Source organism: Paenibacillus sp. Soil766 (assembly GCF_001428105.1).
In the GTDB taxonomy this organism is placed as follows: domain Bacteria; phylum Bacillota; class Bacilli; order Paenibacillales; family NBRC-103111; genus Paenibacillus_E.
In genome coordinates this window covers 231544-243634 of the sequence record NZ_LMSJ01000002.1, presented here as the reverse complement: position 1 = coordinate 243634, position 12091 = coordinate 231544, and the positions used below count along the sequence as shown (strand labels likewise).

The following is a 12091-nucleotide window of genomic DNA, read 5'->3' as shown; positions in this document are numbered from 1 at the left end:
GGAGGGTCGGACCTCTACTTCGGCTACGGCACTTCAAAGGGTAAAGTTACCGTGTGGATTTGAACCACCTAGATTGTGCGACTGTGAGGCGCACATGAAAACCGCTCTTCACAGAGCGGTTCGTTGTTGTTCTAAATTTCGGCTGATTTGTGGCCTAACTTTACAAAAATGTTTTTCTCAATCTGATAATCCCAGTTGCGATGAAAAATATGGCTTTAAAAGATGCGCCAGCTCATCATCGGACAATGGATTCCGGTGCGTATTTTCCAAATAAATATGTTTTTCCGTCTCTGGCATTAAAAATTCCTTGTACCACAAGAAAAAATCAGGACTGTCACCGTGTATGCGCAGAAACCGCCTTACTGTATCTACATTATATATTGTACTTTTAATATTCGTGAGCCAGTCTGCTTGGTAGAAACGATCCCACTTCCCATGCTCGGCATCTTTTAATATGTCTAGCCCTTTTTTGTAAGACCACATCGACTCGGATGCGTATACGAAGGCCTGTGGGTAATGTTGTTCATGATATTCCCTGTATGAACGACACAGCCAGTAAAATCCTTCACATCCGGACAAATGTAGAGCTCCATGGAAACGCAGCTGATCTGTTGCCCTTCTTAAGTCGTCAGGCACTAATTTCGCCAGGACTTCATCACATCTTTGAAGCCAAGCTTCCCATTTATTCATTCCTTGTTCTAATAAATCCTCGAAATTCTTCACTTGCTGATTGAATGGAACATCTCCCACAGCCCAGAACAATCTTGCATCTGGCTGCATACTCTTTCCTTGCAACCAATGTCCGATAATTTGTCTGGCAGGATGATGGTAATATTCATCTCCAGCTAAGTCATCAGCATGCGGCCCATACTGAATAGCTGCTTCCGTGTAGCTGAGATACAGTTCCTTCAACTCTTCATGGTGACTAGCATAATAGCCACTTACGAAATCTATAACATGCTTACTTACGTCAATTGAGCCCTCACTCCATAGCTCACGAAGAATGTCTAGGAAATAGACATGGGGTCTGATATTTCCACAATTGATTAGCAAATAATCATCAGCTCCAGCAGCAAATGCAGTCTCGATCTCCTGTTTTAGAAAATTAGACGAACCAGGGAACATCGTCAAATGGTTGGAAGCTTGTAAATCATGGAACGTCACGTGGTAATATAAACCATCTTTACCTCTATCATTGGCTGTAGGAAGTGAACCTACGCGAAGATTCTGATTATTATGTCTTCGGGAAACCATTTTCCCATAACCGTTATCAGCCCATATTTTGATCACATCTTCAGGCAGCTCCACATAGCCGCCTTTATACAATTCAGCGATCTCCCCATATAGCGCTACGCAATAAACTGGATTATGGACGGCACTTCCAATCATGTCGTACTGTTTTCGGATGACCTTACTTATCATTGAACCGCGCTTTTCCGACGTATCGAAAGAAGGATCGTTATGCCAAAAAGGTGCGTCTCCTTGACCTCGGAAGGAAAGTACCCATAAAACCTTCATATCTTTTTGCTCTTCAATCGCTTCCGCCCACAAACTTTCAAACAACTCGGGAGCTTCTTGATAGCTAGCATTTCTGCCTGGAAAAGCGCGTAAGAACATTTCTGCACCTAACGGCTCAGCATGATGATGCGTCACCCATAGCCCCATTTCTGCGGCAAGCTTGTAGTGGATACCATCTCTTGGCAAGTCTGTACCTGGAATAACCATATTTCCACCGCTGCGCAGCAGCGCTTCGAAAACAGGTTCCCAAACTTCCCTTGATGGTGGATACGGCTCTTTCCAGCCGATTAAACACACTTCGTCATTAACAAACCAGCCGCGATAACGAACCTTAGGCGCTGGGGCGTCATAATGATGACATGGAATTTTGATTTCGGAGAGCTTCGCAATGGACTGGTCTGTCCAAAACCAGAATGGCTGTATACCTAAATATTTCTTACTAAATGCTAGGATTCCATAAACGAGTCCCAATTCATCATGCCCTATGATCTCCATCCGGGGAAACTTTCCGTTCAAGTGGAAACGAAATCCAAAAGCCTCAGAACGTTTCGGAATGTCGTCTTTTTCTAGGGCAATTCGAATGCATAGTTCCGCTTCTTCATCTGCTCCGGTTACTAGCTCTGGTTTGGCTCCCAACACTGTTTCGAAGTCTCTAACCAGCATCTTCAAGGCATGTTCAACCGACGAAAACTGTATTTCAGGGATTTGTATATGTACCTGCCCCTTTAAAACTAATTGTTCAATTACCTGATTTTCCATACTTTTGTCGACATCCTTTCATTCACTGCTCTTAATTTTCTTTAACATATAGAACCCCCATAAATAGCATGGGGGTTAGTCAAACCATTTATTTCTTTTTCATATCCTTGTAAGCAGCTCTGCGTTCATCGATTACAGTCTGACCACCAATTTTCAGATATTCTTGAACACCTGCATCATATGTTTTTCCAAAATCATCCTGCTTCGCCATGATGCTTTTCACGACGGTTTCAATTGCCTTATCCTTGAGCGCTTTTCCGTATTTAATCTCGGAATCGATTGGACGATCGAAACGAGGGATTGTATACCCATCTTTAAGCCCGTTTATGATCGTTTGTTTCGCTAGATCTTTATAGTTCGGGAACCCAAGAGAAATCGCTTCAATATTTTTTTCTTGGGATCCGAAATCTTTACCGTTAATCACCATCGCAATATCGGTGTTATTATAGAATGTTTTCTTCGATTCATCCGTTGTAATAGCTTTCGGGAAGCCATTCTCTAACGTATAGTGCTGGCCTTCGATACCATTCTGCAGTGTGAACAGAACGTCTGGCTTCGACATCCAATCTAAATATTTGACCACTTCCGCCGCATGCTTGCTCGCCTTAGGAATCATAAGAAACGCACCAATCGGATCAGAAATAGCTTTTACTGATTTGCCCTCTTCGTTCGTAAATGGATCCATGGCGACATACTCGGCACCTGGAATGTTCTTTTTAAGTGTATCGAATACGTTGCCATTTCCTATTAAGTTTGGATGAGCAGCATTCGCGGTGAAGGCGCCTACAAGGCCGTTGGCAACATCTTTTTCTAACGATTTCCCGTCCTTGTCCAGCGCGAAGTCCGGATTAATCAAGCCTTCTTGATTCATTTTATTCAAGAACTGAACGCCTTCTTTATAGCCCGGTTTCGTTATTTCTTGGATAAAGTTTGACGTCGACAAGGCATAGTTATCTTCTTCTGACAATTTTTTTATGAATGTAGAGATTAATACGACTGGTGTTGTTATCGCCGTACCATCCATTGTACTGAAGTCGTAAGGAATCACTTTGCCGCCTGTTTGGCCAGGATCTTTCTCCTTAAATGCTTTCATTGTCTTGTAGAATTCATCTGTCGTCTTCGGAACCGGCATACCTAGCTTATCCAACCAGTCCTTTCGAATATAGGAGGACTGGGTATATTGCAGAGGTCTCTTTGCAGGGATCGCATATTGCTTGCCGCTGAAGATTCCGTAGGAGAGAACATCCTGGCCAAGAAACTTCTTCAGATTGGGTCCATTGGCATCGATCAACGAACTAAGATCTGTCAAACCGCCGCTTTTCACAAAGTTGTTAATCGTCGTTGTGTCATACGTAAACACAAGATCTGGAGCATCGCCGGATGCCATGAGGATGTTAAGCTTATCCACCTCTTGGTTGCGGGGAACCGGAATGAACTGCAACTTAATATTGTTCGGATCACCGAAATTCTTCTGAATCCACTGTGTCCAGAAGTTGTTGTCGACCGGACCCGCACCTGCTGGCGCATTCCCCCGGTCGAACACCTCCACTTTCAGTGTAACGGGATCTTTACTTACCGCCGTTGTTGCAGCAGCTCCTGTAGTTGTACTAGGAGAAGCTTCCTTCGTTGAACTCGAACAAGCTGAGAGCAAACCTGCTAATACGATAACTGTCGTTGAAGCCCCAAACCACTTACGTTGCTTTGCGTTCATTTTCAAAGCTCCCCTTCACATCTTTTTGTAATTTACCCATATGTTATACCTCGATGAATCCGAGATACCAACCGTATGCAATATTGCATCAATTAACCCTTTACCGCCCCAATCATAATGCCTGAGACGAAATACCGCTGAACCCATGGATATACAATCAAGATCGGCGTCGTTGCGAACATGATACTTGCCGCTTTAATTCCTTCTGGCATAACTTCAATTTGCGACGCACCTTCCATTGCGGTTAAATCCGTTACCATACTGTTCATAACGACCTGATACAGCTTCAGCTGTATCGGATATAGGTCTGCATGTGTAATGTAGAATAGTGCATCCATAAACCCATTCCATCTAGAAACGGCATAGAACAGACTGAGGGTCGCTATTGCTGGCAATGAAAGCGGCAAAACAACTCGGATTAAGGTGCCGATATGGGAGCTGCCGTCCAGATACGCTGATTCCTCTAAGCTAGCTGGTACTGATGAGAAAAATGACCGCAAGATAATCAAATTAAAAGCACTAATCATGCCTGGAATGATTAAAGATGTGAGACTGTCTAGCATACCTAACTGCTTCACGAGTAGATATTCGGGAATTAATCCGCCGCTAAAGAACATCGTAAAGATGATGAGAAGCATAAACACAGATCTTCCCTTCAAACGTTCCTTCGTTAAGGGGTACGCCGCGCAAATGCTCATGAGCATACTGGCTGCCGTATACGTCGCTGTGAGTAGGATTGTCAGCCCCATCGACTTCAGCATTCTCGTATCTTGGAAGACAATTTCATATGCGTGAAAGTCCAGTCCCCGTGGAAATATCGTAACTTCGCCTGAGAGTACCGCATGCTTAGAGCTTAACGAAATCGAGATGATACTGGCTGCCGTATACGTCGCTGTGAGTAGGATTGTCAGCCCCATCGACTTCAGCATTCTCGTATCCTGGAAGACAATTTCATATGCGTGAAAGTCCAGTCCCCGTGGAAATATCGTAACTTCGCCTGAGAGTACCGCATGCTTAGAGCTTAACGAAATCGAGATGATGTGCAAGAATGGCAGAAGACAGATCAGCAAGACGAGTCCGACAAATAGCATGATCAGGGCGTCTGTGATACGAATGCCTTGTGTTTTTCGTTGTACGTTGGTTGTCATACCCTTTCCCCCTACCATAATCCTTGTTCCCCGAAGCGCTTGGCGATCGTATTCCCCAACACGACAAAGATGAGTCCGACCAAAGCTTGGAACAAGCCCATTGCTGTCGCCAGCGAGAATTGTGCCGATTGAAGACCTGCCTTATATACGAATGTGGAGATCACTTCCGCATAATCCATGACCAGCGGATTGCTCATCACGAACGGACGCTCGAAGCCAATCGTCATAATATGCCCGAGCTGCATAATCAGCATCACCACAATGGTGGGTCGGATACCTGGCACGGTAATATGCCACATTTTCTTCAGTCCACATTTTCTTCAGTCTACCTGCCCCATCCACATCTGCTGCTTCGTAGAGTTCCTTATTAATGCCGGTTAATGCAGCCAAATAGATAATCGTTCCCCAACCAGCACTTTGCCAAATGCCCGTTCCAAGATAAACAAGTACCCAATTCATTTTTTCCGTTAAAAATGGGATTGCAGGTATCCCCACTAAGTTAAGCATATTGTTAACGAGTCCGCCTTTGGTCGCAAACATTTGATAGACGAGACCACCAATAATGATCCAAGAGATAAAATGCGGCAGATACAAAATTGTCTGCGCCAATTTTTTATACCACATGACCCTAAGCTCATGAAGCAAAAGTGCGAGAATAATCGGTGCTGGAAAAGAAAATACCAAATCCAAGAAATTCAGCACGAGTGTATTCCTCACAACCGTATAAAATTGGCTCATGGCGAACAGCTCGCGGAAGTTATCGAACCCTNAAAGAAAATACCAAATCCAAGAAATTCAGCACGAGTGTATTCCTCACAACCGTATAAAATTGGCTCATGGCGAACAGCTCGCGGAAGTTATCGAACCCGATCCATTTGCTTCCGGTTACGCCTTGAAAAATACTGTAATCCTGGAACGCTATCGCCGCGCCATACATGGGTACATATTTGAAAACAATGAAATAAATAATGGGAAGGACAAGTAATAGATATAACTGAAAATCCTTCCGAAACCACATTGCCTTTCGATGCCTCACGGCCTCCGGCAACGATGGCAGCTTACTCTGTGTAGTCATTTGGTCCATGTGCATCCCTTCTTTTCTTCTGCATAGGCAGCTTATCTCATCTGGCCCGTTCCTAAGCCTACTGGTTCAGGTGATTAACCACACTATACGGGGAGTAACTCGAATGGCACAACAAACTAATTTCTGATCATTAAACAGATTTCCGAAACCATTGATTCGACAAGTTTTACGCAAGCTGCCCGTCTAATCATAGCCCGTTACTGGAATCCGGTTTATCAACTGAATTTAGTTCGTAGGCTTCTAAAAAGGATTAATCCACTTAAAGTCACAAAAAAATCCCACCTAATTTGGAGGGACTTTACACTGTTTTATTGCTGCGAATCTCTATACTGACCTGGCGACATACCAACCCATTTTTTAAACACCCGGCTAAACGAGATGGAACTGGTATAGCCCGTTTTCTCCGAAATATCTTGAACATTCTCTTTCGTCTCAGTCAATAACTGTTTGGCGTATTCCATCCGAAGTGAGATTAAAAAATCACTGAAATTCTCACCAATTTCTTCTTTAAACAACTGGCTCAGATATTTGGAATTAACTTGAAAGCGGTCGCTCAAAAATGTCAAAGAAAGATTCGGATCCGTGAAGTTCTCTGCGACGAAACTTCGTATTTCTTTCATAAGCACATGATGCCTTCGATTCTGTGAAAGTTCCAGCAATTGCCCGACCATCTGTTCAATCCCATGACGATAACTAGTCTCAATCTGATCGATTGTATCCGACTGTTCCATGGCAAGCAGTAATTCAGGTTTTAAACTTGAACTCCAGTACTTACCTATCTCTGGCATGATACCTTCTAATTCTCGCTCTAATTGAAAGATCAAATAATGCAGAAGTCGATCAATATCTTCCTTGGGCAGCTGTTGGCTTCGCATTTCCTGAAATAAATTCACCAAATGCTCCTGCCAACCAGATTCCGCTTGCCGAACTTGACGCACAACGGATTGAATCCATTGCAAATAGGAAAACCATTCACCTGATGATCCCTCTTGCACTTCAACAGTATCAATAATTTGATTGATACCGAGTGTAACCTTACGGTTAACGGCATGAGTGGCTTCTTGTAATGAACGGCTCACCAGGGCCGCATTTGTAGCTGTACCTATACCAAATGTAACTGTAAAATCCAACTGATCTGCGATCCATGAACGGATTTGCTCTGTTAATTTCAGTAAATTATGTTCAATGTCTTGTTCTTCCTCTGACATATAGAGAATGACAAGCCGATTTTTGGCAATCCACTCGATCATAATTTGCTGTTTATGCTGCTCGGCGAATTCTACCACAACACTACTAACGACAAACTTAAATAAAGACTGATCCTTCTGATTATATTTTAAACAAAATCGTACGTAATGATCCATTTCTAGAATCGCTACAACGAAATGGGTACCCTCTTTAAGCGCATAATGTTCACGCTCCTGTACCCATATTTCCTTTTCTGTTTCATATTCTCCGTTTAGTAAGCTTTGCAAAAATTGCTGCCTGCGTATCGTTGAATCTTCCTGCTGTTTTTCCTGAAAAGCCATGTTATTCGTAATTAACCGCTCAATGGCTTGATCAATAAAGGCAAATTCATTTTTATCATTTTTAAAATCAGCAGGCTTAATTGTCGTTGAAAATCGATCTATGCGATGTAAAATCGCTTCAATCGGTTTATAGTTTCGACGAGTTACATAGAAGGTTGAGGCAATGGCAAGTAAGATGGCGCATAGTATCGCAAATATCCAAAATACCCCGCCATTTAGTAAAATGCTATAGAACTTGCCACCTTTGATCTCCGTTTGATAAGTCCACCCCGTATAATCTGAAACAACTTCAGCATGAACCCCTTTATCACTTGATGCAAAAGCAACGTCTAGTAGAAAGGGTACGTGCTGTTCATCAAAAATCTGCGCATTGGTCAAATTACGGTCAATCATCTCGTCGATGAATTTGGATAGCGCGTCGACTTTTACATTTATAACTATATATCCGAGACTGCCTGTATTTATCGGAATTTTTCTACCCAAAGTTATGACCTTTATAGCCAAATCCTCCTCATTGCTCCCCTTTTTAACTCTCGGAGAAGACCAATTCAATGGATATGGCTGTTCTAACAATTCTGTAATAACGCTGCGATCAGGAAATACGTCCAAAGGACGTATTTTACTTTGATCCAGCACTTGCTTATCTTTAACACGATAAAAATAAACCGAATCAATGAGATTGTGCTGAACCATCATATCGCTTAGTAGATTAGATGCCGCATAGTTCAACAAACGATCCGAAGGGCTGTCCAGGAAAGCTTGTAGGTCCATATTCGTCTCAATTAATTTCCTGGCATCTGTATCAATCGTTTTCAATGTATTATCCATCATATTACCAATATACTCAGTCGTCACTTTATTAGCTTGAATCGCGTTACGAACATTTAATTCATTAAGAATTGTAATGAATATAAATATAAGCACACTAATTGTAAGGAATAATATGGGCAGATATGAAAACATCATGCGTTTGATATAAGTATTATTTTTCATATGTAAACTCCTGTCCATTCCGTTATGGTCATTATAATATAGCATAAAGATCTGAGAGGAGTCCGATTCCACTTTTTTACAGACTTTACCTAGGATAAATGCTAAAGACTAATAACACTATACGAGCAATATCAAATCCAAGCAATAAACTCATTTCAGTTCCTAAACTATTTTCCGAAACACTTTGATATGGCGCGATTTAACGACAATTTTCACCCTACTACAACGAAAAACGCCTGATACATGGCTAATTAAATAGCTGTATCAGACGTTTATTTACCTTAGAAAAACTTAGTTCTTAACGAGTGACCAGTCGTCCACATACGCCCAGTTACCTGCATTCGCAACCGAATACAAAGCAACTCGCGCTGAACCATTAGTTACGACAATGTTAGGAATCGTAATTTGAGTCCAACTGCTAATCGCTGAGTTGATGTTATACCTTAGCTCTGTACCTCCATAGTTGCTCACATAAATGTAAGCGCTCGACTGTCCACCACTGCTTTTAACCCAAGCCTTTAATGTATAGGTACCATTTGGTAAATTCGAAATGTCCTGGTACCGTGTTGCACTGTACGCCGCGGTTCCAGTCTGCTTAGCAGCCCAATTACCTGTATGTCCCCCCGATAAATTGGCATTTGGATTAGTGGTAACATTTGTCCATGTCGTCCATCCAGCTAATGCATTTTGGGCAACACGGTCCGCTTCATAGCTAGGATTAAGAATATAATTGTTGCCTCCACTTGTACTCCAAGTACCCGCAGCAGCATCTATATTGAACTCGCTTAGGGAATTCAGGGTTGGCGTAGTTCCATTAAATGAAATAGGCATCCATTGATTGTAACCAATTCCGTTGCCTGCGAAATCACTCCATCGATCACCGCCATATATAATGGTAGTACCAGATGTACCTTGGACACTAACGAACAATCCTGTTTGCGTCACATGTGAGAAGTCTTTATCCGTACTACCCATGACGAACTCACTGGAGTATGGGCCATAAATGTTCGTAGAGGAAATACAGTTGGTCTTCGAAGCATTCCATCCATGCAATTCAGAGCCGCAGACATAATAAACACCGTTATACTTGAACATAGCGTTACCTTCTCGACCAGCTGGAACATTTAAGATCTGTGTTGCCGGTTCCACATTTAAGTAATCAGAGGTACGTAAAGGAGAAATATAAATATTAGCGCGCCCCGCTCTATTACTATAAACCAAGTAAGCTTTGCCATCATCATCAACGAATGTAGCTTGATCTCCGGTTCTCTCATTCACTACGTTTGTAATGATTGGCTGTAAACGATCATAAGTAAACGTCCCTGTAGGTGTACTACTAGTAGCAAAAGCAGTTCCTTTGCCATTTGGCCCTTGGTATTGTGTAACTAATACGTACTTCTGTGTAATGCTGTTATATACAACACCTACTCGACCTATCCAATCTGCATCCCATGTCGAGCCATCTGTTGCTGCAGTTACAACATTGCCTTCGAAAGTCCAGTGAACCAAATCGGTGGATGAGTAGCAGGTAATGGCATTAAAGCTAGTATCGCTATTTAGCGCTGTTGGATTATTATAATACGTCACGGCACCGTTATATTTCACACCGTACCAGTAATACGTGTTGCCAACTTTTAAAATGCCCCCTCCTTGCGAATAGATCGGATTGTTTGATGTATCCTTCCAAAAAACATCATTCGTAAGTTTTTGACTTGAAGCGCTAGCTGTGGTGACACCAAATGAGCATGCGATAAGAAGAAGAAGCAGGAAGCATTGGAAGCCGACAAAACGTTTAAATACTTGTTTCATATTGATCATCCTTTCAAATTAAAATTGGTAAAAAAATTCAATAATTTGCTTGCCACTACACTCCTTCCTCGATATTTCGCATTAATAAAGCGCTTGCATACCTACTATAGGAGCAAACCTCTATACATCACAATAAACTCATTTCTGTAACTTAACCGTTTTCCGTTTTTAATAAATTGATGTATATTTTCGAAAAAGAACTTCTCTCTCGCATTACTTGAGGAGAAGTTCTTCCATTTCCTTCTTAAAGTTGCATACTCAGTTGTCGATTGACAAATATTAGAACGATTTCATGTTACAAACAATCAAACTTTTTGCGGGAAAAGAGTCAACCTTTTGGGAAGAGTCTCTTATATGATATGGCCTGATTGAAGTCGAAAAAGGGAACAAGCGGCTAATTGCCATTGTTCCCCTTACTAAAAATGCTTTTTGTTTTTTTGTGCGTGCAACATCTTGAATAATTTTTAAATCCTATTCTGCTTAAATTTCATTTCCAACTTCCTTATTCTGAAGCAAAGCAGCCAGAAATGCCAATGTCAATCCTTGGCCCCATCCTTGTACTCTCTTCTTAGAAATTACTTTATAATCATCTGCCGTATACATGACCGCCGTACCAGCGGATACATTCCGGACAGAACCATCTTCGTCAATATTCGCCAAGATCCCCTCATAAGCTTTAGCCATATAGTTCTGATGCATCGGATGAGCATAAGATACCAGCGCTGCGGCAATGCCGGCTGAAGCTGAGGTTTCCTCATAAGAAGTTTCGTCATTTAATACCGTCCGCCACAGTCCATTCGACGATTGCAACCTTACAAGGGCACTTAACTGATCTCCGAGAGCTCCCCCAAGCTGCATCCACATTGGCATAAAAGGATTTAGCATTTTATGAGCTTGCGACATTGTATAAGCGGCCCATGCGTTGGCCCTGCCCCAGTAAATAGCGGACAAATGATCTTGTCTGACATTGTCCCATGCGTGATAGAACAAATTCGTTTTCGTGTCTTGTAAGTATTCTTCATGCCAGTAAAATTGTTTGAGCGCATCATCAATATATTCCTTATTATCGAGTTTAAAACCAAGCCGCAACAGGAAATAGGCGGCCATAAACAAGGTATCTGCCCACGCTTGCTCTGGAAAATCATTCTTAGATGAAACTGTATGTTGGAAAACGCCATCCCCGAATCTAATTGCATCTTTTCGCAGATACTCCGCCTTCAATAATGCCAGATCCATGTACTTGGCGTCACCTGTAGCTTCATGGAGAGTCAGCAATGTATGCCCCATGGCACAGCTATTTACCATTAGGGGTGGTATTCCGAGCTCTAAATATTCATCCACCCATCTCACCAGAAAATCAATATATTCCTGATTCCCTGTGACTTCCCACGCTTTTCCAATGCCGTAATATGCCACCCCGCAGGACCAGTTCCATGTGAAATCCATATTCATTGTTCTACGGACTATGCGGTCTATGAGTTCTTTGACTTCGATTTCGTTGCATTCAAATTTTCGCATATGATAAGTCTCCTATCTTTAG

6 protein-coding genes and 2 pseudogenes are annotated in these 12091 nt (G+C 42.2%); all 8 read right to left on the bottom strand.

Going from position 1 to position 12091, the window contains the following annotated elements; translation table 11 throughout:
- Positions 1-177: 177 nt before the first annotated feature.
- Entirely contained in the window at positions 178-2277 is a 2100-nt protein-coding gene (locus tag ASG89_RS02915) for a glycosyl hydrolase 115 family protein (RefSeq protein WP_057308796.1), read from the bottom strand.
- 88 nt (positions 2278-2365) lie between these two features.
- The gene (locus tag ASG89_RS02910) at positions 2366-3988 is read right to left on the bottom strand and encodes an extracellular solute-binding protein (protein ID WP_057308795.1); all 1623 of its coding nucleotides are present in this window, start codon (positions 3986-3988) and stop codon (positions 2366-2368) included.
- 92 nt (positions 3989-4080) lie between these two features.
- A complete protein-coding gene (locus tag ASG89_RS02905) occupies positions 4081-4917 on the bottom strand; it encodes a carbohydrate ABC transporter permease (RefSeq protein WP_057308809.1) in 837 nt (278 codons plus the stop codon).
- A gap of 230 nt (positions 4918-5147) precedes the next feature.
- A pseudogene (locus tag ASG89_RS02900) lies at positions 5148-5905 on the bottom strand (ABC transporter permease); the annotation flags it as partial.
- Positions 5906-6001: 96 nt separating this feature from the next.
- A pseudogene (locus tag ASG89_RS38545) lies at positions 6002-6154 on the bottom strand (sugar ABC transporter permease); the annotation flags it as partial.
- Between the two features lie 374 nt (positions 6155-6528).
- Positions 6529-8742 (bottom strand): AraC family transcriptional regulator, encoded by a 2214-nt coding sequence (locus ASG89_RS02895; RefSeq protein WP_057308794.1) that lies wholly within the window; start codon positions 8740-8742, stop codon positions 6529-6531.
- Positions 8743-9033: 291 nt separating this feature from the next.
- Complete coding sequence (locus ASG89_RS02890) at positions 9034-10551, bottom strand: family 43 glycosylhydrolase (protein WP_057308793.1); 1518 nt, start codon at positions 10549-10551, stop codon at positions 9034-9036.
- 480 nt (positions 10552-11031) lie between these two features.
- Positions 11032-12069 (bottom strand): glycoside hydrolase family 105 protein, encoded by a 1038-nt coding sequence (locus ASG89_RS02885; protein WP_057308792.1) that lies wholly within the window; start codon positions 12067-12069, stop codon positions 11032-11034.
- Positions 12070-12091 lie beyond the last annotated feature (22 nt).

Bases quoted from the DNA above. Each gene is read 5' to 3' on its own strand.
- ASG89_RS02895 (WP_057308794.1), bottom strand. From the start codon at position 8,742: ATGAAAAATAATACTTATATCAAACGCATGATGTTTTCATATCTGCCC.
- ASG89_RS02890 (WP_057308793.1), bottom strand. From the start codon at position 10,551: ATGAAACAAGTATTTAAACGTTTTGTCGGCTTCCAATGCTTCCTGCTT.
- ASG89_RS02915 (WP_057308796.1), bottom strand. From the start codon at position 2,277: ATGGAAAATCAGGTAATTGAACAATTAGTTTTAAAGGGGCAGGTACAT.
- ASG89_RS02910 (WP_057308795.1), bottom strand. From the start codon at position 3,988: ATGAACGCAAAGCAACGTAAGTGGTTTGGGGCTTCAACGACAGTTATC.
- ASG89_RS02885 (WP_057308792.1), bottom strand. From the start codon at position 12,069: ATGCGAAAATTTGAATGCAACGAAATCGAAGTCAAAGAACTCATAGAC.
- ASG89_RS02905 (WP_057308809.1), bottom strand. From the start codon at position 4,917: ATGCTGAAGTCGATGGGGCTGACAATCCTACTCACAGCGACGTATACG.